Consider the following 24,350-nt stretch of genomic DNA (forward strand, 5'->3'; position numbering starts at 1 on the left):
ATGAAAGTAGATTGCTTTAAATGCCAGTATTTTCGTGTGACGTGGGATCAGTCTAATCCGCGCGGTTGTACAGCATATGGCTTTAAAACGAAGCAGCTGCCATCTCTCGTTGTAAAACAGTCTTCGGGAATGGACTGCTTAAAATTCGTACCGAAAAATAGAGAAGGTGGGCAAACGCGATGATTACGTATGAATCGATTGTTAAGCAAATTGAAAAATTGACAGCAGAAGCAGCACATGCGGCAACAGAACAACAAGCCCGTGAAAAGCTTACGGCAATTCGTGCACTATGTGATGTCGTTTTAGACGAAAAAGTCAGTTCGCCAAAACCTGCTTCCATAAATAGCATGAGTATGAGTACAACAATCTCGACCCCGGTATACACGCAACCAGTCGCAATTCCAGCACAAAAGCTTGAAGAAGACGATGCAAACGGCGACTCATTGTTTGATTTTTAACTGATATTAAAATTAAGAAGCGTAAAAAGACTTTTTTTACATCACCCCCTTGTTAGGGGAATTCGGTATTAGAAAAAGAAAGAGGTAAAAGAAATGAAAGGTTCAATTATATCTGGTGCAATTCACGGATTTTTAGCAGTTGCCTTAGGCGCATTTGCAGCACATGCACTGGAAGATTTGCTCGATGATTACAGTGCAGGAATTTGGGATACAGCAATCCAATATCAAATGTTCCATGCAGCAGCACTTATTTTGGTCGGTATTTTAATGTCAAAAGCTATTTTCGGTGAAGTAAAGCAGTTAAAAATTGCGATGTTCTGCTTTAATGCAGGCATTGTGTTCTTCGCTGGAAGCTTAATGGTATTAGCATTAACAGGAATCGGTATACTAGGTGCCATTACTCCTATTGGCGGGGTATTCTTTTTAGTGGGCTGGATTATGGTTATAATAACAGTAGTAAAAAAGACTCAATAAAATCTGTAGCATATACTTCATGAATTGGAAGTATATGCTTTTTTTATTATTTTAATTGGAAAATCAAATCTTTTATCTAAATTATTTGAATTTATTGTATAGTTATAAAGTAAGAGAGTAAAGGGGTAAGGAAAATGGACCAATTATTATTAAAGTTAGAAGATAATTTTGAAGAGATGGTAAGTATTCGACGCTATTTACATGAGCACCCGGAACTATCCCATCAGGAAATACATACACCTGCATACATTGCAAATTACCATCGGGAGCTAGGCTTGGAAGTTCGCGAATTTGTAGGAGGGCGTGGAGTTGTAGCCACATTAAAAGGGGCAAAACCAGGAAAGACAGTGGCTTTACGTGCTGATTTTGATGCATTGGCAATTCAGGAATTAAATGATGTTCCTTATAAATCGAAAAATGATGGAGTGATGCATGCGTGCGGTCATGATGGGCATACGGCAACATTACTCGTTCTGGCAAAAGTATTAACAGAGATGCGGGATCAACTGTCCGGCACTATTGTATTTATCCACCAGCATGCAGAAGAGCTTGCTCCAGGTGGGGCAAAGGCAATGATTGAAGATGGCTGTTTAGACGGAGTAGACGTAATATTTGGAACACATTTATGGGCACCGACCCCTTTAGGCGAAGTTCTTGTACGCGAAGGGGCTATTATGGCGGCAGCAGATCGGTTTGAAATTGTGATCCAAGGAAAGGGTGGACACGGTGCAGAACCACAGCATTCAGTTGATGCAATCGTTGTTGGTGCACATTTTGTTACACAATTGCAGACGATTGTTTCTCGCCGTATCGCCCCACTTGAATCGGCTGTAGTGACACTCGGGCAATTTGAGGCGATCAATCCGTTCAATGTCATAGCGGATACAGTGAAAATGCAAGGGACTGTACGTGCCTTTGACGAACAAGTACGAAGACAAATGAAAGAGGAAATTGAACTATTATTGAAAGCGACCTGCTTAGGAATGCATGCTGACTATCGATTTGACTATTTTGATGGTTATCCGCCTGTAATAAATCATGTAGAACAGACACAACTTGTTGCACAAATAGCGAACGAAACACCGGGTGTTGAAAAGGTAACAGTTTGTTCTCCATTTATGATAGGGGAAGATTACGGCTACTATATGCAGCACGTTCCAGGAACTTTCTTCTTTACAGGAGCCAAAGACCCGGACTGGGAAACGGTATATCCGCATCATCATGCCCGATTTGATTTCGATGAACGTGCAATGCTCATCGCAGCAAAAGTTTTAGGACAGGCAACATTGGAGTTTCTTTTAACTGAACAACGAGAAGAGGAATAATATGAGCGTAGGGAAAAGATTAAATGCTGCACTAATTATAATGATAGTGTTAATTATGATTACAGTAATACTGAACTATATTAGTCTGAAAAATATACAGGGAAATATGAATGAAGCACTCGACTACCGGGTTGAACAAATTCGTTCCGTAGACAAAATCCGGTTTAATGTCGCGATGCAAGGAATGTATGTACGTGCACTTGTTTTTGATGGAAAAGAGGAATCTGTCGAAAGCTTTAAACAGTATAACGAGTTGCTGGATCAGGAGATTGAATATTTAGGGAAATTAGTCTCAAGCGATACGATGAAAGAACTGATGGAACAAATCATTAAGTACCGAGATGACTTTAATTACGGTTACCTTGATATGATGGATGCTTTCGAACGGGGCGATCAAATACTCGCAAACGGTTTTATTAATACAAAACTGCGCGCAGCAAATGACGGAATGTTCGATGCAACAGCTCAAATGGTTGAGCATCAGGAAAAAGAACTTGATGCAATTAAAACGAAAGCCGATGATGCGATTGGCTTCTCCGTTTTAGTTGCAGGAATTGCTTTAGCAATCAGTGTTCTTATTGGTATACTTGTTATGATGTATATTCGTAAAACAATTATTTCCCCTTTAAATGGAATTGTGAATGAAGCGAATCTTATTGCAGCAGGTGATTTATCGCAGCAGGATATTCATGTGAAAACAAAGGATGAAATTGGGCAGCTGGGCAACGCATTCAATTCGATGAAAAATAATTTATCGAACCTGATAAAAAATATTCAAGTCAACTCAGAGCAAGTAAATGCGGCGGCACAGGAGCTTTCAGCAAGTACCGAAGAAATAACGGCAACGACGGAAGATGTCACGATGCGGGTAAATGATACGACTGAAAGAGCGCAAATTTCTGCACATGCATCAAATGAAAGTGCCCGTGCAATGGAAGAAACAGCAGCAGGGGTACAACGAATTGCGGAATCAACACAGAAATTGCTTGGAAATTCGGTTGATGCGACACAAACAGCAAAAAATGGTGGTCAAATTATCTATGATGCGCAACAACAAATGAGCATTATTAGTTCATCAACAAACTCTGTAAATGCTTTAGTACAAAAACTGGCACAACAAACAGAAGAAATTAATAATATTTCCCAATTAATCACATCGATTACGGATCAAACGAATTTATTGGCATTAAATGCAACGATTGAAGCAGCGCGCGCAGGAGAACATGGAAAAGGGTTTGCTGTCGTGGCAGATGAAGTACGGAAGCTGGCTGAGCAATCGAAGTCATCTGCCAGTTCAATTGTCAACTTAACACTTGAAATTAAAGCAGATACGGAAAACGTAGAACGTGCCGTATCGGAGTCGTTAGTTTCTGTGGAAGATGGTGTAAAGATTATTTCAAATGCCGGCGATTCATTTACAACGATTGTAGATGCAGTGACACAAATGTCGATGCAAATCCAGGAAATTTCAGCTACTTCTGAAGAGCTTTCTGCAAGTGCAGAGCAGGTGACGGCATCGGTTAATGAAATAGCTCAAAGTTCAACTGAATCAAGCGGCAACTTAGAGATGATCGCGGCAGCAGTAGAGGAACAGACCGCTACAATGCAGCAAGTAAATGCAGTTGCCGTGACATTAAGCGATAATGCACAAACACTCCAACAGGAAATTTTGCAGTTTAAAGTATAATCCATTCCATAAGGGTGAAATGAGTGGAAACCTGCTTGAAAAAGAGTTAAGTAGTCGTAGTAAGAAGCTAATATTTTTATTTACAGCAAAAAACGTCATTTTTCTCCTGAGAAAAATGACGTTTTTGAGTTATGTCTGCTGCTTTTCTGCAACAAAAAAAGGCGCTTAAAAAATGCGCCTTACTTTTTTAAGGTTGTTGTGTGAAATAACTTAATTCTTCATCGAATTCCGCATAGTCAAAGTAAATCATCGGGAACAGGAATCGGTGGTTATTTTTTAAATCACGTAAAATTACATGGTCACGGCCGGCTGCTTCCACAACCCCACGGACCGCCCGTGTATTACTGCCAGCTACCGCATTATCAAATGAAAAATAAAACGTACCTGGTTTACCTCTGTTTAATCGTAAAATATTCTCGATATAGGATTCCTCACGTGGAAAGCCTACTCCTTGCATACCTGGTATACCCGAAGACATCGGAACCGTCGCAGGATTCATTTGTTGCATTGGAGACGTCCAATAATAAGTCAATTTTGCATCCTTTCATAAAGAAATTTAATATACTGCAGTCATCGGCGTAAGAAACAGTAAACGAAGAAATGGCTGCTGTTTCTCTGTGTTTACAATAAGCAGGACACTTGCTTCACCTTCTGCCGCACTGTAACCGAAGAAAGAAGGGCGGCATGTAAACCTTTTATTTGAAGTTTAGGCGTTCGATGTGACCTCCTTTTTCGACTTAGTATATGCATAAATAAAAAAGTTGAACACCAAAAACAGTGTTGTTTTTTGAACAGGTGACATACTATAGGTTAATTAGTTCGGATATATGTAATAAATTTCAATGTATTGGGAAAGATAAAGTAAATAAATAAGAGATTGTTGCCGGTGTTGACGAAAAGCGCAGGAGTGGAACATCATGAAAATAGGAGTTTGGTTAGGCATAATAATTAGCGCATTATTGTCTTTTGCGGTTGCAATATTTTATGAACAGCCGATTCATTGGTATTTATTGGTTCTTCTAATCATCATCGGTTTCTTCATTAATACAATCATTATAATTTTAAAGTTGCAGGATGAATCAAACGTAAAAGATGAGCCGAAATAAATCGGCTCATCTTTTATGTTTCAGGAAAAAATAAACCCGTTCCACACTTTTGAAGTTGGTTAAGCCAAACATCAAGTGGGGGAACGGGTTAAGACATTAAATTGCTAAAAGTTTTTCTAGTTTTTCATTGTCCAGCAAGTTTCCTACTAGAAACTCACCGAATTCGCCGTAACGAGCTGAAACTTCATCAAAGCGCATTTCATAAACGATTTTCTTGAATTGAAGCATATCATCAGAGAACAATGTAACGCCCCACTCATGATCATCTAAGCCGACAGAACCAGTTATAATTTGCTTGATTTTACCTGCATAGCTGCGGCCAATTAGACCGTGGTCATACATCAATTTTTTGCGATCTTCCATAGAAAGCATGTACCAGTTGTCATTGCCTTCACGTTTTTTATCCATTGGGTAGAAGCATACGTATTTTGATTTTGGCAGTTCAGGATATAAACGCGCACGAACATGCGGGTTTTGATATGGATCTTCATCTGATTTACCTGCTAAATAGTTCGATAATTCGACAACGGAAACATATGAATACGTTGGAATTGTAAAATCAGCAATCGCCAATTTCGCGAATTTTGTTTCGATTTCATTTAGTTCTTCAGGTGTTTCACGTAAAGTCATAATCATGAAATCTGCTTTTTGCCCAATAATTGAGTAAAAAGCATTTGAACCCGTATCTTTATTTAAGTCTTCCAAAAATGCGATAAATTCTTTTGTAGCGGCTTCGCGTTCTTCAGCTGAAACTAATTTCCATGATGCCCAGTCCATTAAGCGGAAATCATGTAATGCGTACCAGCCGTCTAATGTAATTGCTGCTTCATTCATCTGTTCAAACACTCCTTGTAAATGAAAATGATTCACAATTAGTGTAGCATAGTTTCAGGAAAAAATATCATTTCAACATTGCAAAATCCGTCAATTCACCAATTTGACATGACTTTAAAATGCGGTATGCTAAAGTGAGGAAAAATTAGGCTAGGAGTATAAAATATGAATGATTTTTTGCAGCAAACAATGTGGCGTTTTATCGATCAGTCGATCAGCGCGAATAAACGCTCGCCATTAGAGTCCTTTGCAATGGATGATACACTTTGTCATCTTGTCGGTCAGAAAATGACCAATTCGACAATACGTACGTGGGTTCATCATGATGCAGTGGTTCTTGGCATTCAAGATCACCGCTTGCCTTATATTGAGCAAGGAATGGAGACATTGAAGAACAGTGGATATGATCCGATTGTCCGCAATTCTGGAGGACTGGCGGTCGTATTGGATGCAGGAGTTTTAAACATTTCGATTGTGTTAAATGAGGACAAGCCGTTAAGTATTAATAATGCGTTTGAAATGATGGTTGCATTAATTCGTCAGTTATTCCCTGAAATTTCAACGAAAATAGAAGCATATGAAATTGTTGGTTCTTATTGTCCAGGTTCATATGATTTAAGTATTAATGGGCAAAAGTTTGCCGGTATTTCACAGCGCCGTATGAAAAGCGGAATTGCAGTTCAAATTTATTTATGTGTGGAAGGCAGTGGCAGTGAGCGTGCGGAACTGATTAAACGTTTTTATGAAAATGGTCTGCAAGGCGAGAAAACGAAATTCGAGTATCCGGATATAAAGCCGGAAGTCATGGCTTCACTTCAACAACTGACAGGACAAAATGTGACAGTATTCGAAGTGAATGAAAGGCTTCGTAACCTATTGAGGCAGTGGAATGGACAGCTGTTCGAACTGCCATTGGAGCAAGAGGAAATGGAATTGTACGACTACTATTTAGAACGCGTGTTCAAACGCAATGAGTCGATGCTAAGCAAATAAGAAAAAAAAAGAGGCGAGGTGCTAATATAGCGCTTCGCCTGAATCATTTAACGATGTTTGGGAAATCAAGTTGCCGTTACGCTCCATTTTGAATGTTGGCGTGGCCTCAGTATCTGTTTCTAGTGCTACAAGTCGTCTTGCGCGGTTCATAATAGAAACAAACTGCTCGTAATCTTCTTTAATCGCTTTATTCTCTTTTTGCAGTGCTGTCAGCTGTTGCTCTAGCTGGCTTTTCTGTTCTGTTAATAGTGATGTCAATTTGCGCCATTTCAATAAATCCTGTTCATTTGAATTCGTATGCTGCAGTTGTACTAAGTATGCAATGACGATATCTAGTGATAATGCCGATAATGGAATCGATGTTGGCTGATTTTCGTTTGACGGCAGTAAGTATACTGGAGTTGTTCTGCGTTTTGTAGCCGTATTCATCATGCGCATACGTTCTTTGCGTTCCTTTTTCGCCTGTGCCAAATCTTCTTCATAAATGCGTCGGACTACAGCATTCCAGCGAAAACCGCAAGCTGCAGCTGTTCTGTTTAGTAAATCCCCAGCTTCCTCAAATGCATTTAATTGTGTACTACCTTCTTTTACATGGCGTAAAACAGCCTCTGCTAACAGCTCATCATTCTCTTTCACCCATGCGTCTTGTCTTGTTTTTGTCATAAAAAACTCCCCCTGAATTATAATAGTTTTGTTGTTGTAAATCTATCATGTCCAAAGAGGAAAACATTTATTCAATATATCGTAAATTGTTGCTAGAATGATGAGAAATATGTTCCTAGCAGAACTTTGAACGGAATTGCTAGGATAAAGCTTGAATGAAATAAGCAAAATAAGATACAATAGCAAATAGGTTAAAACAGCGAAAATAGCACATAGAGAGGTGTTGACACTATGGCAAACTTATTCCACGTTTGCGATGAATGTCAGGCCGTTAATTTAAAGACGTTAATTCCAAAATTAAAAGAAATTGATCCAGAAGCAACGATTGAAATTGGCTGTCATTCATACTGTGGTCCAGGCCGCAAAAAAACATTTACATTTGTAAATAACCGTCCAGTTGCCGCATTAACTGAAGAGGAGTTAATGGTAAAGGTACTCGACAAATTGAAAAAGTAACAGCGTAACAAGGACGCGTTCTGAAAGATTTTCAGAACACGTCCTTTTTGCGTTTTCGGCGGATTCATTTCTATTTCACTGACATCTCACTTATAATGTTGTTAAGAGATAAGGAGGTGGGCTATGTTGATGACATATGCAAAAACAAAACTGCAAGAGGAAAAAGTTTTTAAAGACCCTGTCCATCGCTATATTCACGTTCGGGATCAAGTCATCTGGGATTTGGTCAAAACAAGAGAATTTCAGAGATTGCGCCGTATCAAGCAGCTTGGTACGACGTATTTAGTGTTCCACGGAGCTGAACATAGCCGATTTAATCACTCATTGGGAGTATATGAAATTGTCCGTCGAATCGTGGATGATGTATTTAAAGGAAGAAAAGAATGGGATGATTCTGAGCGTCTACTCGTATTATGTTCCGCATTACTGCATGATTTGGGGCACGGGCCGTTCTCTCATGCATTTGAAAATGTATTTGAAACAGATCATGAATATTTTACGCGTCAAATTCTGCTGGGGGACACAGAGGTAAATGCCGTGCTCCGTCGAGTGGCCGATGACTTTCCGGAAAAGGTCGCGCAAGTAATTGAAAAAACGTATCCCAATGAATTGGTTGTCAGCCTAATTTCCAGTCAGATCGATGCAGACCGTATGGATTACCTGCAGCGTGATGCGTATTATACGGGCGTCAGCTACGGACATTTTGATATGGAGCGTATCATGCGTGTTATGCGTCCACGTGCAAATGGTGTTGTTATAAAAGAAAGCGGGATGCATGCGGTCGAGCATTACATTATGAGCCGCTACCAAATGTATTTGCAAATTTACTTCCACCCGGTGTCAAGAAGTGCGGAAGTCGTGCTGAATCATATTTTAAAACGAGTGAAAGTGCTGTGTAAAAATGATTATCCATTTAAATATGAACCGACGCCTTTTTTATCCTTTTTCAGAGGGAATGTTACATTGGAAGACTATATTGCGCTCGATGAAAGCATTATGCTGGCGTACTTCCAATTTTGGATGGGAGAAGACGATGAAATTTTACGGGATTTATGCCGAAGATTCGTCAATCGGAAACTGTTCCAATATACGAATCTGAATCCTTACAAGCAGCCTGAAGTATATGCACAGCTGCAACGTCTATTTTTGCAGGCTGGCATTGATCCGGAATATTATTTAGTGCACGATTCCACATCGGATTTACCTTATGACTTTTACCGCCCTGGTATTGAAGGGACGAAGAAGCCAATTTACTTGCTAATGCAGGACGGTATGCAGCGTGAACTATCAGAGGAAAGCCAAATCGTCGAAGCAATTGCCGGTCGCATCAAAGTCGACCATAAAGTGTATTATCCGGAAGAGTTATTTACAGACGAGCGGATTCCAGCTACATTGCGGAATGAAATAAAACAGCTCATTGAGGAAGCGTAACGGGTGCAGGGAAGGTCCATAGTTTGAGTGAATAGATGGAAAACCTTCGCTCAGTTAAAAAAGTCAATACCCGCAAAATTAAAAACACCCCAATTTGGTAGTGACCCCTTAAAGTTAGAGTTTTTATTATGCAGCTAATTGGCTGGTATGAGTTCGGTATTTTACCGGGCTCATGCCGGCCAGTTTTTGTTTAATTCGATCATTATTGTAATAACTGATGTACTTCACAATTTTCTTCTGTAACGCTTCATAGGAAATCAATACTTCCCCATAATACATTTCTTGTTTGAGTATGCCAAAGAAGTTCTCCATGGCCGCATTGTCTGCACATGTTGCTTTACGAGACATGCTTTGGAAAATCTTGTTTCTCTTTAATGTTTTCACCCATTTGTTATGTTGATAATGCCACCCCTGATCCGAATGAATCGTTGTTCGATAATTCGCCTGCTCATGAATAATCGGAAGTGTTTGGTCAAGTGCCTCCATTACGAAATCGAGTGTAGGGCGTTTCGACATACTGAAACCGAGTATTTCACCGTTGAATAAATCCATGATGGGACTTAGATACAATTTTTCATCATCTGTACACTTAAATTCGGTTATGTCTGTTACTAATTTTTGAAGGGCATTTGGTGTGATAAAACGTCTGTTTAATCGATTCTTTGCGACCTTACCCACAGTTCCTTTATAAGATTTATAACGAGATTTACGCCCGAATTTCTCACATTTCAAATTCATTTCATTCATGATTCGCTGTACTTTTTTATGGTTGATTATGTGTCCTTCTGCCTTTAATTCTGCGTGAATTCGGCGATAGCCATATCGACCCTCATGTTTCTCAAACGTCTCTAAAATCAATGTTTTCCATGCTTTATCCGGATCTTCCTGATTCATTTGTTTGATATGATAATGATACGTTGCTTCTGGAATGTCCACTCGTTTTAAAATATCTATCAATCGGAATCCTTCTTCTTTGAGTCCAAAGGTAATCGCTGCTTGTGCTTTTCGAGAAAGGCATCCGGATTCTCTCGAAAAGCCTTCAACTTTTTTAAATACGCAACCTCCAAACGAAGCAGTTCATTTTCGCGCTCTAACTGTTCCTCACGTGACAGTTCTTTTTCTTGCTTCTTTTGTGTAGTTTTTGATTTTTTAGACATAGATGGGCGCCCCTTTGCTTTTTCTTGCAGGCCCTCTATCCCTTCTTTTAAAAATTTACTGTACCAATTTGCGATTAAACTTGGATTATTCATATTAAATTGAATCGCTGTATCTAGATAAGAAGCACCTGTTTGTTTCATAAAGTTTAATATATCTAATTTAAATTGAACAGAATAAAACTGCTTCTTTTTCTTAATCGATAGGCTACCTTGACCAAATTCTTTAAAAGCACGCACCCAACGTCTTACTTGAGATTCTTCAGCGACGCCATGTTTCCTAGCTGTTACTCGATAACTTAATGAACTACTCAGGTAGTCTTTAACCACCATCAATTTGAATTCTTCGCTATATTTAACCATAGAAAAACACCCCAAAAGTTAGTTTTTTAACTCTAACTTTTGGGGTGCAGCACCTTTTCCCTAAAGAAGATTGAGGTGTTTCGATTATTAATTAACTGAAATTCAACGCTAGCTTAACCATTATTGGTCGCTATAGCGTACGCCACCTTTAGCATAGTGGTTTTTAGACATTTCTTCAATAATGATTGATACATTTTCTACTGGTGCGTCAACTGTTTTTGAAACAGCTTGTGTAACTTCTTCTACGAGCGCGCGTTTTTGTTCATCAGTGCGGCCCTCAATCATTTTAATTGTAACGATTGGCATAAAGTCGCCTCCTAGTTAAAATATAGTGTATAGTATTTATATTAGCGTATTTGGAGGGATTTACAATGGCAAATGAAGAAAAACCAAAACCGAAAATGGGTTTTACGATAATAAAAAATGATCCTACCGATGGGCATAAAGGATTCGGTATTGGTTCACTTTCTTTGGAAAATGTATCGCCGGTCATTGTCGATGTCGCAGAAGGAACAGCAATTGTTGATATCGGAGCAATGCATGCGAAAAGTGAAGTAGAGCGCGGCATTAAGTTTACAATGAACCGTGAAGATTCAGCTGGCGGAAAAGATTACTGGCTTGTATGGGTAACAATTGACCATAAAGAATCAGGTGCTTACTTTGCCGGTGTGACAGCATGTGAAATGGTCGTAAACCGTGAAAAACGCCGAGGCTATAAAATTTTGGCAGACCATGTGAACAGAATGGATAAATCAATGAAGCGTCACATTATTGTAGACCATATGGATGAGCCGTCAAAGAAAATACTGGCCGACTTCCTGAAAAGCCACAACGAAGAAATGTGGAACAACAGTGATGAGAAATTGAGACAGGATTTAGCATAAAGGTGCACCTTGAACGAAATAAACATCTTACAATAATATTACAAAATTCAGTGAACAATATGTGACATTTCAAATTCTACCAAAATCCGTAGTTGAAACTGGTTCTAAAAGAAAGTAAACTGAATTTAAAGCTTGCGAAATAGTAGGCTAGGACATGTGGGAAATGAAACAGGTTGAGCAGTATGCGGCATTTGAACCTTCCCAAGCCGAATGCCCCATGGTTCTCAACCATTCATTCACCACAATAGAAAAGCTCTTTCGTGTCACGGACTAGAACCGGATACGAAAGAGCTTTTTTAATTTATTCCCAAAAGTTCCGCAATGCTTCAAAAGGCAATGATTCAAAGAAATTACCCCATGAATCCTGATTGAAAAGATCGAATGATGCACATGATTCTGTTGGTACATCTTCAGTTTTCATGTAAACAATACGCTGGCTTGAGCACGACTCGTGCGCCAGTTTACCCGTTCGAATATCGACCGTTACAGGCTCTACACCATTTGGCATTGTAAATGTTTCGTTTGCTTTTCCATCAAGCGCTGTTTCCATAAAATCTATCCACACTTGCTTCGATGCGGCCATATCTGTCTGGACAGATAATGTTTTGCCTTGGTCATAGCCATTCCATACACCTGCCGTTAAGCTTGGTGTAAACCCAATCATCCATTGGTCACTATTTGTCGTTCCTGATTTGGCTGCATATGTGTGGCTCATACGTGAACGCAATGATAAACCAGTTGCCGGAGAATAATCACTGAACACAGGATCGAACATACCTGTCATCATTTGCGTTAAAATAAATGCATCCTGTTTAGAAATTACTTGTTCTTTTTCAGGTTTCTTATATTTGTAAACGACTTTTCCTTTTGCATCGGTAATCGACAATACAGTAATTGGTTGTCGTTTTTCTCCGCCTGCAGCAATGATATTATAGGCGTTTGTTAAATCATACAGCGAGTTTTCGGCAGTTCCAAGTGCAATGGAAGGTATATCCTTTTCGGAATAGTTGAGCCCGAAACGTTTCTGGACATCCCGGAAAGATCGGTAGCCGATGTTTTCCAGTGCTTTCACCGCATAAATATTGTCGGAAATGGCCAATGCCTGTGCCATGGAAAGCTCATGGTCAGCATACTTCTTATTGACGTTTTGCGGTGTATAAGTTGCTCGTCCACTATCATACGTAAAGGTCGTTTCGCTCACATCCAAGAAGGACATAGGTGTGAAATCCTTTTCCAGTGCGGCTGCATACAAAATCGGCTTAATGGCAGAACCAGGCTGTCGGTTACCTAACGCAACTCGGTTAAACGAACTTATACTGTAATCACGTCCGCCGACAAGAGCTGTTACAAACCCTGTATCTGCTTCCATGCTCACAAATCCAACCTGCAATTCACTGTTGGGCATATTCGTTTTGATCGCATTTTCCGCTGCTCGTTGATGTGCCTGGTTAAGCGTTGTTTGAATTGTCCATCCACCTTCACTAATACTCAAGTTTTTCTTTTCTAAAATATCGCTTGCTTCTTCCCATACAACATCCAAAAAGTAAGGAGCGATTGATTTATTTGCAATCCAATCATCACTTTTTAAAGCAACATGTTCTGAAGTGGCATGAGTTTTTTCTTCGTCTGTAATTTTCCCTTGTTCATTCATCAACCGCAAAATTACTTGCTGACGATTTGTCGCCTTTTCCAAGTTATTAATCGGCGAATAATACGTCGGTCCTTTTGGCACACCAGCAAGCATTGAAGCTTCGGCTAATGTCAGATCCTTTACGGATTTGCCGTAGAAGTAACGGCTTGCAGCTTCAGCACCGTACATTCCGTGCCCATAATAAACCGTATTTAAATAGCCTTCTAAAATTTCTTCTTTTGAGTAAAATAACTCCAACCGATAAGCAAAAAGGGCTTCATTTAATTTTCGGTTCCATGTTTTTTCATGGGTTAGATAAAGGTTTCGTGCATATTGCTGTGTCAGCGTACTGGCACCTTGCACTTTACCCCCGGCTTTAATATCCGCTAAAACGGCTCCCGCGATCCGGGAAAAGTCAAAACCGCTATGTTCGAAGAAATCTTTATCTTCAACAGCAACAGTAGCATCAATAAGGTAAGGCGATATTTCATCCAGGTCTGTCCAGTAGCGACGTTCCTTTGTAAAATAGTCACCAATCTGATTATGGTTGCTATCTAAAAAAATTGAAGCTTTCGGAACGGTAAGCGGAGGTGCTCCGGCAACTTGCGCATATATACGTAATGAAAGGAACATAACAGCGAAAAAACATAAAAGGGCAATCATAAAGAGTCCGATTTTTTTCGCGAAATTTTTTCGCTTTTTTCGTTTTTTAAATTGCTGTCTTTTCAAGTTTTTCCACCTCATTTCTTTTTTAATAGAGAGCAAACTAAATTTAGTCAATTACAAAAAGTAATGAAAATTCTATTGCACTTTTAATGAAAACAACTATACTTTTTCGTAGCGCACCTTACGAATTTAGTCGTATACGCAGCTATTACAAAAGCAATCCATAATGTCGAATTATGTCAGTTGCTCTTAATTATACGAAAATAGCGAAACAAAAGTTTCATATGTTAGATTTAGTATGAGCAACTTCTTCTATCGCTATGCATTCTAAATTAAGAAATCGGTTTAAAATACGTAATTAAAAATAGAGAAAGGTATAGGTGACTGTAAATGAGATTTGATGAAACTTACGCAGGGAATATGTTTATTAAAAGCCACCAAAACTATGAAGAAAGTAAAGCCGTTTTATACGGCATGCCAATGGACTGGACAGTTAGCTACCGTCCCGGTCAACGTTTTGGTCCTGCCCGAATTCGTGAAGTATCGGTTGGTTTAGAAGAATACAGTTTTTACTTGGATCGTGAGCTAGCAGATGTACCGTTTTTTGATGCGGGGGATATTCCACTGCCGTTTGGGAATCCGGAAAAATCATTAGCAGAAATTAAAACGTTTGTCCGTAAAGTACTGGCAGACGATAAAATTCCAGTAGGGATGGGCGGGGAGCATTTAGTATCACTGCCGGTAATGGAAGCTGTCTATGAAAAGTACGAAGATTTAGCGATTATTCATTTTGATGCACATACAGATTTACGTACGGATTACGAAGGGGAGCAATACTCACACGCAACACCAATTCGTAAAATTGCCGATACAATCGGACCGGACAATGTTTATTCATTTGGAATCCGTTCAGGCTTAAAAGAAGAGTTGCAGTGGGCAAAAGAAAACGGCATGCACATTTCATTATTTGAAGTTTTCGAGCCATTAAAACAAGTATTGCCTACATTAAAAGGTCGCAATGTTTATGTGACAATCGACATTGACGTGTTGGACCCTGCACATGCACCTGGGACAGGCACGGTTGATGCTGGCGGTATTACTCCAAAGGAACTTTTAGCAGCAATTCATGAAATTGCACGATCTGAAGTAAATGTTGTCGGCTTTGACCTAGTTGAAGTGGCACCAATTTACGACCATTCCGAAATAACAGTAAATACAGCTGCAAAATTGATTCGTGAAATGATTTTAGGCTGGGTAAAATAGCACGGGTTTATAAAACATAGATATAGTAAGGCATTGCGGGGTTAACTGCTAATGTTATTTTGAAGGTACTCTACGGAGTACCTTTTTTTATTGAATTTTGAGGAGGTGTTGATGCATACATCATGGTTAACTGGGGAGAAATTAATAGGGAATAATAAACAATCAAAAGTACACTTGCAAAGTATACTAAAAAGCATGGTATCCCATTTGGGACGATACAGAGCAGATGAATACATTGATCTTCATTTAGACAAATGCTTATGTTCGAAAAAATGTGCCAGGTTACAGTTCAATCTTAAAGGGGTAAAGAATGATATGCTGCTGCCATGACCAAGTGAAATCGGTTGATTCGGGTATTTCGAGGCATTGCGCTAATAACGAAGCGTATAACGCATCGATAAAACCCCAAATTATACATAAAGTATTGCATCATATACGAGGTGTCAACTGTCAGTAAAAGCCCGATTGATTGGGGTCTGCAGGAGGCGTGGAAATAAGACATTGCAACAGGACGTAGCGAACTTTGTTTATTTGTTCGACTACTAAACGGGTATAGCATGCCAGAGCCAAGTTAGAAATAGGAGTGTTTATGTTGGAAAAGGGTCATATTGTATTAATAATTTCATTACTAGTAAATGTACTGTTGTTAGGAACAGGGAGCTATGTGGTGAGAAATATCGGTGGACTTGAAGTTGTTAAAACAAAAATGCAGTCAACACCTTCTCCCAATAAGGATTCTGCTTATTACTTTACGAAAAAAAGCGTCTTTGAACATTCGTCAATTAGTAATATTGATAAAGTATTCATTGGTGACAGCATTTCCGATTACGGAGAATTCCAGGAATACTTTCCTGGTGAGGTTGTGCTGAATCGGGGAATCCGGAATGATTGGACAGAAGGTGTATTGAACCGTATACAGGAAGTAGTGGACCGAAACCCGAAAGAGGCGTATTTAATGATCGGTGTCAATGATATCCGTTATGGAACGGAAGCCGAAGTATTTAAAAGTAACGTCGAGAAAATCGTGGATTCGTTTGAAGGAAAAGATACAAGTCTCGCTATTCAATCAATCCTGCCTGTGAATAACGGGTTATTAGGAAATGAAGTGACAAATGACAAAGTGAAGCGGTTTAATATTATTTTGCAAAAGATTGCGGATGATAAGGGAATTGAGTATATCGATCTGCATTCGAGCTTTACTGATAAAAACGGGCAACTGGATAAGCAGTTCACTGGTGATGGGCTTCATTTAAATGGGAAAGGGTATGAAGTTTGGGTCGATCGGCTTCGCTCAAAATAAAATCAAATATAAAAAAGCTGAACCTCGGAGATGAGGTCCAGCTTTTTTTACGTCGGAATCGGTGTCTTTTCTTTCTTGTTTGAAAACCCACCAAGCAGAATTTTTCCGTTCGGTAGCAAATTTTTGATTAAAATTGAAACAATGATAGGAATGAATATCCCGATCGTTGTGTAACCAATAAGCCCATACGTGAAATAATCATTTAGTATAATATCTGCAAATATATGCAAATACATAATGGAAAGCGAGTGATTTTCTATTTTCTGCAGCCAGTTAATCGACAGTTTTGCTGCGAGCAACTGGAAGCATCCTACTAATACAATTGTAAATGATATGGGAATGACTAAATCTAATATAAAATGGTCATACCGTAAGAACTTCATACTCAATCGGTAATCGATGATATTAATTCGATCAAGCAATACCGCCGTTGCACTCAGGAACAAGGCCGTACTCATCCATCGTTTTGAAATATCCATCCATAGATGTTTGAAATAATACCCGATTGCAAAATAGATGATTGCCATCAGCGCCACATCGAGGTTCCAAATCATTGGAATCGATTGCGCTGCTTCGGAGGGTTTGCCGCCGATGACTTTCATAGCGACGATGCTCTCAAAATTTCCGAGAACATAAAAGAGCCCTAGAATGATAAACTGTTTCTTCCGATTGAAGTAGGTCGTCAACCACATGAATAACAGGTAGGTGAAGAATAATGTCGTCACAAACCAGAAAACACCATATGCTCCTCGAACAAAACGCCCCCCTATGACAAGTGTCCATAAATCATTAAGATACCATTCTAAATTCCAATTGCCTGAAAAAATCTCCATTCCATAACGGACTAGTGTAATACTTGCAAGGAAAAATAGGTAAGGGACGATTAATTGCATAAAACGCTTGTGAATCGTCGGCTTTATCTCCTTTTTATCTAAAATCGGCTTAAAGAACAAACCGCTTAATATGAAAAATGCTGGCATATGAAACCAATAAATATATTTCGCGAGTGGAAAGTCGAGCTCACCTGGATAATGCCCGATGACGACAAGGATCATTAAGAATCCTTTCGTAATATCCACCCACGTTATCCGTTTTTTCTTCATTAATCCACCTCTTAAAAAAATATGCTCCCATTATATACCCTCTTTTCGTGTGAATAGCGCAATGTAACAGCATCGTTATGTAATTGTTAAATAAACGGTAAATCACGGATATAAAGGATTCTTATGGTGTCATAAATCATAAAAGAAATTCACTTCATTTTACAAAATGGAAATTTAGGCTTGGTAAAATAAGAAAAAAGGTGTGTTAAAAGTCTTGAAAACTTTTAACACACCTTTTTAGTATCGCTGTTTCATCTGGTTGTAGTGGCAGATCTGAATATTTGCCTGATGCTTTGCTCTCAATAAGGCTTCGTATGAAAAGCGGTAAAGCTCTTTAACGCTCTGTCCATTTTGCGGAAAAGAACAGATTCCAATTGCAAGAACGAGCTGACTGGATGGATAATTTTCAAAAGTGAGCTGCTGTACAGCTTTATTGATTGCGTTGGCTAAAGTAACCGCTTCTGCAGGTACCAAATGCGGCAGCACGACATAAAACTCATCACTATCAATTCGCCCGATCAGCGCATTTTTCGGCAGCTGGTCTTTCATTAGTTTTGAGACTTGGACAAGCACCTCATCGCCAGCTTTATAGTGATACATATAATTCAATTCACGAAACTGACGAATATCGATATGAAGGAGCTCAAATGGAATTTTTGCATTCACAAATGATAATAACTTCTGCTCAATCGCAATATTATTCGGCAGCTGTGTAAGCAAATCCGTTTTCCGCATTGCGTATATTTGTCTGATTTGTTTATTTTTATGTTCAAGCTGCATTAAGATTTTTCTGACTGCAAAAAAAGTGATGGTCGAAACAGCAAAGTAAAGGATTAAATAGAACAGATTATTTATTTGAAAACGGTCATAAATAATGAGGACGATAATGTGTTCGATCGTTATAACGAAAAAATAGACCGGTAAATTTTGATAGGTAATCGGACGTTTGAATGCGAAAAAACATGTAATGACTGTCACTACTAAAGTATTCAGCATGATAATGAACGACAATACTGATGTGTACAATAAAACATACCGACTGATCACAATCATAAAACCTGTAATGAAAATTGAAACAGGTCCTCCAAGCAAACCACTAAAAAGTACAAATATAATCCGATTGTTTATTAGCATACCGTGAGCATAGGGAGTAGCCAATGCAGTTAAAATAAAGGCGGCACATCCGAATGTCACACCGACGATAATGGACTTGTATTTATGGATGAAAGGATTATCTTCATATTGTATAAAAGGCCAGAAAATTAAAATCGTAAAGCAAAATAGAATCGAAAAGTTGATTGTCAGCTCCAAAAACATGGCATCACCCCTTGGTAATGTATCGTTACCCCTTATTTTAGATTATTTATATGGAAATAAGAAGATAGTTTTGTTTTTGCCTGCTGTTTTGCCATAACTAAATTTTCCAGGAGCTCCAAAGATGTTTCCCCATTATCAGGAAATGAACTAATTCCAACCGTAACAGAAATATGTAAAGATAAATCTTGGGATACTTCGAACGGCTGTTGGGCAATCATATTAATTAGATTATTGGCCTCTACAATCGCAATAGCAGGAGGTACATCCTTTAATACGAGAAGAAACTCCTCACCGCCTAATCGGCCAACATATGCTCCATTTTTATTGGCATATTCCATCAAGTGTTGGGCAAGTTGTTTAATAACAAGATCACCTGTAGAAAAACCATGCCGTAAATTTATCATTTTAAAATCCCGAATATCGACGAGCAATAAATTGAAAGAGGTTTTCTTTTTCATCAGGTTTTTGACAAATTTCTCATTTTCCTTATTGTTTGGCAACTGTGTCAAAAAATCGATCTTTTTCAAATGAGTGGTCTGTTGTACAGTATCATTGGCAAGTTTTATTTGGCGAATGACAAAGTAAATGAAATAAAATGAAAAAATCGTAAAGATGCCATAAAGCAATAAGTATTCATAGCTTTTAGTATGGAAGCAAAGCCCGAGAAATAATGCGATAAATGTTTCAATAAAGCATCCCCAAAAAAATAAAAATATATTTTTTTGCGTCATTTTATATTTACTTGTGACAAAGAATAATATCAGAACAAGTACAATAAAGTTAATATTCAGGAACATCGGTACCCATGCCAAATATGGCAGGAAAAAAAGTCCGATTCCTATAATCAGACCACTGATCAGAATAGCAAATGGCCCGCCTAAAAGACCACTGTATAACACCGGAATATACTGAATGTTCATCATGAAATCATTCGTAAGGTGAACAGCAGAGAATGTCAGCACAAGGCCGGTTACACCAAACTTCAATCCAATTACATAAGGCTTCGTTCGACTGATGAATGGTGTCTGTCTAAAGTAGTTGATAAATGGCCAATAAATTAAAAGTGTAAACGTAAATAATATACAGAAGTAAGATAGTAATTCGATTAACATAATAAGCTCCTTTATACACTAATCATTACTGTTATGAACGGAAATTGCTATAAAAATAGTGGAATTGAAGGAAAATTGTCCAAATCAAGATGATTGAGGGAGTAAGCGCAAAGTTAAGTTCGTTGTTGCTTAAAGAGATATACTTATCCTATAATAAAAAGGTTATAGAAATATATGTATAGGAGCTGACTGCTATGGCGAACGAGAGCGGGAAAACAGTCAAAATTAAACTAGTTTCCTCAATCATTCCAACCGAGGGCGAGCTTGAACAATATGAAATGTGGCTTGAAGGCAGTTGTGTGGAAAAAGGGAACAGTCATTATCTGCGCTATGAGGAAGTTCAGGAGGATCTGCAAATTCAAACGACGATTAAACTGAATGAAGCGAATTCGTTTATTATGCGAAAAGGCGGTGTGAACATGCGTTTGCCTTTAAATCCGGACTTACGCGAGAATGGTCATTATGAAAGTCCATTCGGCTCATTACCTCTTGTTACCGATACACATCAGTTAGCCATAGAAGTAGTACAAAGCGAAAAAGTGTCAGGGCAATTTAAAACGCAATATGACCTTATCATAGGTGGCAACTCAGTTGGCCATTACAAATTAGATATTCAATTTACGGAGGTATAACGATGAACGCAGTAGAACAATTACAGCAATCGATTAAAGCAGCACTCAAAGCGGCAATCGATCAAGCAGGCCTAGTAGAAGCAGGCACGGAAATCAATATTCATTTAGAAACACCAAAGGATAAAGCAAACGGAGACTTCGCAACAAATATCGCAATGCAATTGACAAAATTGGCGAAGAAGCCACCACGTGCAATAGCTGAAGCAATTTTAGCGCATTTAACGACTGAAGGTACAGATATTGAGAAGATTGAAATTGCCGGACCAGGTTTCATGAATATCACAGTACGTAAAGACTTCTTGGCAAGTGTAGTTACAGCTACATTTGAACAAGGCGAAAACTACGGTCGTTCAATTGCAGGCGCAGGAGAAAAAGTACAAGTCGAGTTCGTATCTGCTAACCCGACTGGTGACTTGCATTTAGGACATGCGCGCGGTGCATCTGTAGGCGATTCATTGTGTAATGTACTGGATTTTGCTGGTTTTGATGTATCACGTGAATATTATATTAATGATGCCGGTAACCAAATTAATAACTTGGCGTATTCTTTGGAAGCACGTTATAAGCAAGCGTTAGGAATGGATGCAGAAATGCCGGAAGATGGATACCACGGTCCGGATATTATCGGAATCGCTGGTAAGCTGGCTGAAGAATTCGGTGCGACGATTTTGGACAAGTCTGATGAAGAACGCTTTAAATTTTTCCGTGAGCACGGCTTGAAACTGGAATTGGCAAAACTGCAAAACGACCTTAAAAACTTCCGTGTTGAATTCGATGTTTGGTATTCAGAAACATCTTTATATGAAAACGGTAAAATCGATGTAGCGTTAGACAAACTAAAAGCAAATGGTCATGTGTTTGATGAAGACGGCGCAACTTGGTTCCGTTCAACAACATTCGGTGATGATAAAGACCGTGTATTAATTAAAAACGATGGTTCATACACATATTTAACACCGGACATCGCTTACCATGAAGACAAACTGCGTCGTGGATTTGATAAACTGATCAATATTTGGGGTGCTGACCACCACGGCTATATTCCACGTATGAAAGCGGCAATCGAAGCACTTGGCTATGACCGCGGCACATTGGAAGTAGATATTATCCAAATGGTTCAGCTGTACAAAAACGGTGAGAAATTCAAAATGAGTAAGCGTACAGGTAATGCTGTAACGATGCGTGAGTTAGTAGAAGAAGTGGGCTTGGATGCTGTACGTTATTTCTTCGTTAAAACGGCAGGGGATTCACATATGGACTTCGATTTAGACTTAGCGGTATCACAATCGAACGAAAACCCAGTATATTATGCACAGTATGCACATGCGCGTATTTCATCGATTTTACGTGCAGCTAACGAGCAAGGTTTCGAAGCTTCATTGGAAAACCTGAACTTGCTAGTAGCAGAAAAAGAAGAAGATGTACTGAAAAAAGTCGGCGCATTCCCGCAAATTGTGGCAGATGCAGCAAAACACCGCACACCACACCGTATCGCAAACTATATTCAAGACTTGGCAGCTGCATTCCATAGCTTCTACAATGCAGAAAAAGTATTGAACCAGGATAACAAAGAGCTGACAGAAGCTCGTTTAGCATTAATCACAGCAGTAAAAGCAACATTGGCGAATGCACTGAAACTAATCGGCGTAAGCGCACCTGAAAAAATGTAATTCAACTATTTAAAGCACTCTATTTTCTGTATACGAAAATAGGGTGTTTTTTCTTTGAGGATTGTGAGATTTCTACTTTAAGCGTGATTCGTTTTACGTTTCGAGAGCAACAGTTCTCCTTTTGAGGTGCTATTTTCCACATTAAGTTGAATCAGTTCTCCTTTTTCCGTAATTTGTTCCAATTCCGCCAGCAAACCTTCCAATTACAAAACAGGGAAACGCATCTAGTGTAATCCCTATAAAGGAACTGGGGATATCTATTGACTTGTAATTTCCCGAAACGTACTATTAAATTTGACTTCTATATACAGGACAATAAATATGAGGTGGTGCTTTCCATGAGCAAGGAATTATTTATTCAAACCGACGAGCAGCAACAATGGCTGAAAAAGTTAGAAACAATATCAGAGAGCGTGAAAGTAAATGCTCAGCAAACAGATGAACAAGCAACATTTCCATTTGGAAATTTCCGGAAGCTGCGTGAAATCGGCTATACAAAAATAACGCTGCCAAAGGAATATGGCGGGGATGGCTTCACAGTCTATGATGCGCTATTACTGCAGGAAACATTGGCGAGCTATTGCGGAAGCACCGGGCTGGCTGTTTCTTGGACAATTCAAAATGTAGGCGAGATTTTCGAAAATCGTTACTGGGATGAACAAAAGCTCGACTGGTTTGGTAAACAGGTTGCAAATGGCGCGACAGTCAATCGTGCGGTAAGCGAGTTTGCAATGGGAAGTCCAGTACGTGGCGGACGTCCGGGAACTTCAGCAAAACGTGATGGGTATTATTATGTAATTAATGGACGTAAAAACTATACGAGCGGTGCACCGGACCTCGACTATTTTTTAGTTTCGGCATGGATTGAAGATGAGGGACAGCTAGGATTTTTCCTCGTTCCGAAAACGGCTGAAGGGGTATCGGTCGAAAATACATGGGATGTTGCATCAATGCGTGGTACGGGAAGCGATGATTTAGTGCTCGATAATGTACGAGTTGATAAAACAAACTTAGTGGAATTACCGAATTATTCAACCGGATTTAAACTGAACGGCTGGTTGCTGCTTATCCCGGCAACCTATTTAGGTATTGCCCAGGCTGCACGCGATTACGCAGTTAATTTTGCGAATAGCCATTCCCCGAACAGTATTCAAGGAACGATTGCCCAGCTGCCAAATGTACAAACGCTGATTGGCGAAATGGATTTGGCGTTGACGAGAGCACGCTTTACGCTTTACGGAGTTGCGGGACTATATAATGACCCGATTAAAAAGGCGACACTAGTCAATGAAATCAATATTGCGAAACATGTAGTGACAAATACAGCAATCGAAGTTGTCGATAAAGCGATGCGTCTTGTTGGGGCAAAAAGCCTGCAAAGATCAAATCCGCTTCAACGCTATTACCGTGATGTCCGTGCAGGTCTGCACAACCCGCCAATGGATGACATTACGATTAAACGTTTAGCTGAAACGGCAATTGAAAAAGCTTAAAAGCAAAGGGGTAAGCAGTTCTTTTATTCGTAATTTCAGCGAAATAAGAAGAATTATCTGAAACTTTGGCGATTGAGCACACATTTTTCTGAATATCAGCTATAATAGAGCTATTAATTTTATATGGACGATAAAGGTTCTTGCTCACTGATAGAGTAAGGAGTAAAAGGGAAATCGGTGCAATTCCGATGCGGTCCCGCCACTGTAAATGCTAGTTGAGAGCAGTATGCCACTGAAAAACTTTCGGGAAGGCGCTTACAACGTTATGCATAAGCCAGGAGACCTGCCTTTATAATGCCCTAAAATAAACCTACGAGGATAGGATGTGGCGGATAA

The 24,350-nt window shown here is 39.2% G+C and carries 25 protein-coding genes and 1 riboswitch; of the genes, 15 read left to right on the forward strand and 10 right to left on the reverse strand.

What is annotated here, in order from left to right; genetic code table 11:
* The 5 genes from MHH44_RS03425 to MHH44_RS03445 all read left to right on the forward strand — a co-directional run bounded on the left by MHH44_RS03425 (nucleotide 1) and on the right by MHH44_RS03445 (nucleotide 3,944).
* A complete protein-coding gene (locus MHH44_RS03425; protein WP_008404564.1) occupies nucleotides 1-183 on the forward strand; it encodes a hypothetical protein in 183 nt (60 codons plus the stop codon).
* Nucleotides 180-458, forward strand: coding sequence for a YwdI family protein (locus MHH44_RS03430; RefSeq protein WP_340797814.1), 279 nt, complete (start codon nucleotides 180-182; stop codon nucleotides 456-458). The genes MHH44_RS03425 and MHH44_RS03430 overlap by 4 nt, the downstream gene beginning before the upstream one ends.
* Before the next feature lie 93 nt (nucleotides 459-551).
* Nucleotides 552-932 carry a DUF423 domain-containing protein gene (locus tag MHH44_RS03435; RefSeq protein ID WP_008404562.1) on the forward strand — a complete coding sequence of 127 codons (381 nt, stop codon included), beginning with the start codon at nucleotides 552-554 and terminating at the stop codon, nucleotides 930-932.
* A gap of 134 nt (nucleotides 933-1,066) precedes the next feature.
* Complete coding sequence (locus MHH44_RS03440) at nucleotides 1,067-2,257, forward strand: M20 family metallopeptidase (protein ID WP_340797815.1); 1,191 nt, start codon at nucleotides 1,067-1,069, stop codon at nucleotides 2,255-2,257.
* Between the two features lies 1 nt (nucleotide 2,258).
* Nucleotides 2,259-3,944, forward strand: a complete 1,686-nt coding sequence (locus tag MHH44_RS03445) for a methyl-accepting chemotaxis protein (RefSeq protein WP_340797816.1) — start codon at nucleotides 2,259-2,261, stop codon at nucleotides 3,942-3,944.
* A gap of 187 nt (nucleotides 3,945-4,131) precedes the next feature.
* Here MHH44_RS03445 and gerQ read toward each other — a convergent pair whose 3' ends face one another.
* On the reverse strand, nucleotides 4,132-4,452 hold the full coding sequence (gene gerQ, locus MHH44_RS03450; protein ID WP_008404558.1) for a spore coat protein GerQ: 321 nt from the start codon (nucleotides 4,450-4,452) through the stop codon (nucleotides 4,132-4,134).
* Between the two features lie 409 nt (nucleotides 4,453-4,861).
* On the opposite strand from gerQ, the gene MHH44_RS03455 reads away from it, so the two are divergent.
* Nucleotides 4,862-5,050 carry a hypothetical protein gene (locus MHH44_RS03455; RefSeq protein ID WP_008404557.1) on the forward strand — a complete coding sequence of 63 codons (189 nt, stop codon included), beginning with the start codon at nucleotides 4,862-4,864 and terminating at the stop codon, nucleotides 5,048-5,050.
* A gap of 96 nt (nucleotides 5,051-5,146) precedes the next feature.
* Here MHH44_RS03455 and hemQ read toward each other — a convergent pair whose 3' ends face one another.
* Nucleotides 5,147-5,884: a hydrogen peroxide-dependent heme synthase gene (gene hemQ, locus MHH44_RS03460; RefSeq protein ID WP_014824754.1), complete on the reverse strand. Its 738-nt coding sequence runs from the start codon at nucleotides 5,882-5,884 to the stop codon at nucleotides 5,147-5,149.
* Between the two features lie 165 nt (nucleotides 5,885-6,049).
* On the opposite strand from hemQ, the gene MHH44_RS03465 reads away from it, so the two are divergent.
* A complete protein-coding gene (locus MHH44_RS03465) occupies nucleotides 6,050-6,877 on the forward strand; it encodes a lipoate--protein ligase family protein (protein WP_065216634.1) in 828 nt (275 codons plus the stop codon).
* Nucleotides 6,878-6,898: 21 nt separating this feature from the next.
* Here MHH44_RS03465 and MHH44_RS03470 read toward each other — a convergent pair whose 3' ends face one another.
* On the reverse strand, nucleotides 6,899-7,540 hold the full coding sequence (locus MHH44_RS03470) for an RsfA family transcriptional regulator (protein ID WP_014824752.1): 642 nt from the start codon (nucleotides 7,538-7,540) through the stop codon (nucleotides 6,899-6,901).
* A 231-nt stretch (nucleotides 7,541-7,771) separates the two neighbouring features.
* Between MHH44_RS03470 and MHH44_RS03475 the strand changes: the two genes are divergently transcribed.
* Both MHH44_RS03475 and MHH44_RS03480 read left to right on the forward strand, forming a co-directional pair.
* Nucleotides 7,772-7,996, forward strand: coding sequence for a DUF1450 domain-containing protein (locus MHH44_RS03475; RefSeq protein ID WP_008404549.1), 225 nt, complete (start codon nucleotides 7,772-7,774; stop codon nucleotides 7,994-7,996).
* Nucleotides 7,997-8,119: 123 nt separating this feature from the next.
* A complete protein-coding gene (locus MHH44_RS03480) occupies nucleotides 8,120-9,427 on the forward strand; it encodes an HD domain-containing protein (protein WP_014824751.1) in 1,308 nt (435 codons plus the stop codon).
* Nucleotides 9,428-9,553: 126 nt separating this feature from the next.
* On the opposite strand, the gene MHH44_RS03485 is transcribed toward MHH44_RS03480, so the two are convergent.
* From MHH44_RS03485 to MHH44_RS03495, 3 genes are all read right to left on the reverse strand, one after another.
* Nucleotides 9,554-10,417, reverse strand: coding sequence for an IS3 family transposase (locus MHH44_RS03485; protein ID WP_340799483.1), 864 nt, complete (start codon nucleotides 10,415-10,417; stop codon nucleotides 9,554-9,556).
* Nucleotides 10,381-10,944, reverse strand: a complete 564-nt coding sequence (locus MHH44_RS03490; protein WP_340797817.1) for a helix-turn-helix domain-containing protein — start codon at nucleotides 10,942-10,944, stop codon at nucleotides 10,381-10,383. The genes MHH44_RS03485 and MHH44_RS03490 overlap by 37 nt, the downstream gene beginning before the upstream one ends.
* Nucleotides 10,945-11,064: 120 nt before the next feature.
* On the reverse strand, nucleotides 11,065-11,250 hold the full coding sequence (locus MHH44_RS03495; RefSeq protein ID WP_008404547.1) for a 2-hydroxymuconate tautomerase: 186 nt from the start codon (nucleotides 11,248-11,250) through the stop codon (nucleotides 11,065-11,067).
* Between the two features lie 65 nt (nucleotides 11,251-11,315).
* Between MHH44_RS03495 and MHH44_RS03500 the strand changes: the two genes are divergently transcribed.
* Complete coding sequence (locus MHH44_RS03500; protein ID WP_008404546.1) at nucleotides 11,316-11,828, forward strand: YwhD family protein; 513 nt, start codon at nucleotides 11,316-11,318, stop codon at nucleotides 11,826-11,828.
* Nucleotides 11,829-12,129: 301 nt separating this feature from the next.
* Here the strand turns inward: MHH44_RS03500 and MHH44_RS03505 are convergent, their stop codons facing one another.
* On the reverse strand, nucleotides 12,130-14,187 hold the full coding sequence (locus MHH44_RS03505; protein WP_065216632.1) for a transglycosylase domain-containing protein: 2,058 nt from the start codon (nucleotides 14,185-14,187) through the stop codon (nucleotides 12,130-12,132).
* Between the two features lie 327 nt (nucleotides 14,188-14,514).
* Between MHH44_RS03505 and speB the strand changes: the two genes are divergently transcribed.
* Nucleotides 14,515-15,387, forward strand: a complete 873-nt coding sequence (gene speB / locus MHH44_RS03510) for an agmatinase (protein ID WP_014824749.1) — start codon at nucleotides 14,515-14,517, stop codon at nucleotides 15,385-15,387.
* Between the two features lie 589 nt (nucleotides 15,388-15,976).
* Entirely contained in the window at nucleotides 15,977-16,687 is a 711-nt protein-coding gene (locus MHH44_RS03515) for a GDSL-type esterase/lipase family protein (RefSeq protein WP_340797818.1), read from the forward strand.
* Between the two features lie 47 nt (nucleotides 16,688-16,734).
* On the opposite strand, the gene MHH44_RS03520 is transcribed toward MHH44_RS03515, so the two are convergent.
* From MHH44_RS03520 to MHH44_RS03530, 3 genes are all read right to left on the reverse strand, one after another.
* Nucleotides 16,735-17,790 (reverse strand): acyltransferase family protein, encoded by a 1,056-nt coding sequence (locus tag MHH44_RS03520; RefSeq protein ID WP_340797819.1) that lies wholly within the window; start codon nucleotides 17,788-17,790, stop codon nucleotides 16,735-16,737.
* Nucleotides 17,791-18,027: 237 nt separating this feature from the next.
* Nucleotides 18,028-19,107, reverse strand: coding sequence for a GGDEF domain-containing protein (locus MHH44_RS03525; RefSeq protein ID WP_340797820.1), 1,080 nt, complete (start codon nucleotides 19,105-19,107; stop codon nucleotides 18,028-18,030).
* A 32-nt stretch (nucleotides 19,108-19,139) separates the two neighbouring features.
* Nucleotides 19,140-20,219, reverse strand: coding sequence for a GGDEF domain-containing protein (locus MHH44_RS03530; protein ID WP_340797821.1), 1,080 nt, complete (start codon nucleotides 20,217-20,219; stop codon nucleotides 19,140-19,142).
* A 194-nt stretch (nucleotides 20,220-20,413) separates the two neighbouring features.
* On the opposite strand from MHH44_RS03530, the gene MHH44_RS03535 reads away from it, so the two are divergent.
* The 3 genes from MHH44_RS03535 to MHH44_RS03545 all read left to right on the forward strand — a co-directional run bounded on the left by MHH44_RS03535 (nucleotide 20,414) and on the right by MHH44_RS03545 (nucleotide 24,014).
* Nucleotides 20,414-20,851, forward strand: a complete 438-nt coding sequence (locus MHH44_RS03535) for a DUF1934 domain-containing protein (RefSeq protein ID WP_339263718.1) — start codon at nucleotides 20,414-20,416, stop codon at nucleotides 20,849-20,851.
* Between the two features lie 2 nt (nucleotides 20,852-20,853).
* Nucleotides 20,854-22,521, forward strand: a complete 1,668-nt coding sequence (argS, locus tag MHH44_RS03540) for an arginine--tRNA ligase (protein ID WP_340797822.1) — start codon at nucleotides 20,854-20,856, stop codon at nucleotides 22,519-22,521.
* 338 nt (nucleotides 22,522-22,859) lie between these two features.
* Nucleotides 22,860-24,014, forward strand: a complete 1,155-nt coding sequence (locus MHH44_RS03545; RefSeq protein ID WP_340797823.1) for an acyl-CoA dehydrogenase family protein — start codon at nucleotides 22,860-22,862, stop codon at nucleotides 24,012-24,014.
* Nucleotides 24,015-24,131: 117 nt separating this feature from the next.
* A riboswitch (cobalamin riboswitch) is annotated at nucleotides 24,132-24,319 on the forward strand.
* Nucleotides 24,320-24,350: the final 31 nt, after the last annotated feature.

The sequence above is a fragment of the Solibacillus sp. FSL K6-1126 genome, assembly GCF_038003445.1.
GTDB classification, from domain to species: domain Bacteria; phylum Bacillota; class Bacilli; order Bacillales_A; family Planococcaceae; genus Solibacillus; species Solibacillus silvestris.

Excerpts from the sequence above, each read along its gene's own strand:
- MHH44_RS03425 (WP_008404564.1), top strand. The coding sequence starts at position 1 with ATGAAAGTAGATTGCTTTAAATGCCAGTATTTTCGTGTGACGTGGGAT.
- MHH44_RS03430 (WP_340797814.1), top strand. The coding sequence starts at position 180 with ATGATTACGTATGAATCGATTGTTAAGCAAATTGAAAAATTGACAGCA.
- MHH44_RS03435 (WP_008404562.1), top strand. The coding sequence starts at position 552 with ATGAAAGGTTCAATTATATCTGGTGCAATTCACGGATTTTTAGCAGTT.
- MHH44_RS03440 (WP_340797815.1), top strand. The coding sequence starts at position 1,067 with ATGGACCAATTATTATTAAAGTTAGAAGATAATTTTGAAGAGATGGTA.
- MHH44_RS03445 (WP_340797816.1), top strand. The coding sequence starts at position 2,259 with ATGAGCGTAGGGAAAAGATTAAATGCTGCACTAATTATAATGATAGTG.
- gerQ (WP_008404558.1), bottom strand. The coding sequence starts at position 4,452 with ATGCAACAAATGAATCCTGCGACGGTTCCGATGTCTTCGGGTATACCA.
- MHH44_RS03455 (WP_008404557.1), top strand. The coding sequence starts at position 4,862 with ATGAAAATAGGAGTTTGGTTAGGCATAATAATTAGCGCATTATTGTCT.
- hemQ (WP_014824754.1), bottom strand. The coding sequence starts at position 5,884 with ATGAATGAAGCAGCAATTACATTAGACGGCTGGTACGCATTACATGAT.
- MHH44_RS03465 (WP_065216634.1), top strand. The coding sequence starts at position 6,050 with ATGAATGATTTTTTGCAGCAAACAATGTGGCGTTTTATCGATCAGTCG.
- MHH44_RS03470 (WP_014824752.1), bottom strand. The coding sequence starts at position 7,540 with ATGACAAAAACAAGACAAGACGCATGGGTGAAAGAGAATGATGAGCTG.
- MHH44_RS03475 (WP_008404549.1), top strand. The coding sequence starts at position 7,772 with ATGGCAAACTTATTCCACGTTTGCGATGAATGTCAGGCCGTTAATTTA.
- MHH44_RS03480 (WP_014824751.1), top strand. The coding sequence starts at position 8,120 with ATGTTGATGACATATGCAAAAACAAAACTGCAAGAGGAAAAAGTTTTT.
- MHH44_RS03490 (WP_340797817.1), bottom strand. The coding sequence starts at position 10,944 with ATGGTTAAATATAGCGAAGAATTCAAATTGATGGTGGTTAAAGACTAC.
- MHH44_RS03495 (WP_008404547.1), bottom strand. The coding sequence starts at position 11,250 with ATGCCAATCGTTACAATTAAAATGATTGAGGGCCGCACTGATGAACAA.
- MHH44_RS03500 (WP_008404546.1), top strand. The coding sequence starts at position 11,316 with ATGGCAAATGAAGAAAAACCAAAACCGAAAATGGGTTTTACGATAATA.
- speB (WP_014824749.1), top strand. The coding sequence starts at position 14,515 with ATGAGATTTGATGAAACTTACGCAGGGAATATGTTTATTAAAAGCCAC.
- MHH44_RS03515 (WP_340797818.1), top strand. The coding sequence starts at position 15,977 with ATGTTGGAAAAGGGTCATATTGTATTAATAATTTCATTACTAGTAAAT.
- MHH44_RS03520 (WP_340797819.1), bottom strand. The coding sequence starts at position 17,790 with ATGAAGAAAAAACGGATAACGTGGGTGGATATTACGAAAGGATTCTTA.
- MHH44_RS03525 (WP_340797820.1), bottom strand. The coding sequence starts at position 19,107 with ATGTTTTTGGAGCTGACAATCAACTTTTCGATTCTATTTTGCTTTACG.
- MHH44_RS03530 (WP_340797821.1), bottom strand. The coding sequence starts at position 20,219 with ATGTTAATCGAATTACTATCTTACTTCTGTATATTATTTACGTTTACA.
- MHH44_RS03535 (WP_339263718.1), top strand. The coding sequence starts at position 20,414 with ATGGCGAACGAGAGCGGGAAAACAGTCAAAATTAAACTAGTTTCCTCA.
- argS (WP_340797822.1), top strand. The coding sequence starts at position 20,854 with ATGAACGCAGTAGAACAATTACAGCAATCGATTAAAGCAGCACTCAAA.
- MHH44_RS03545 (WP_340797823.1), top strand. The coding sequence starts at position 22,860 with ATGAGCAAGGAATTATTTATTCAAACCGACGAGCAGCAACAATGGCTG.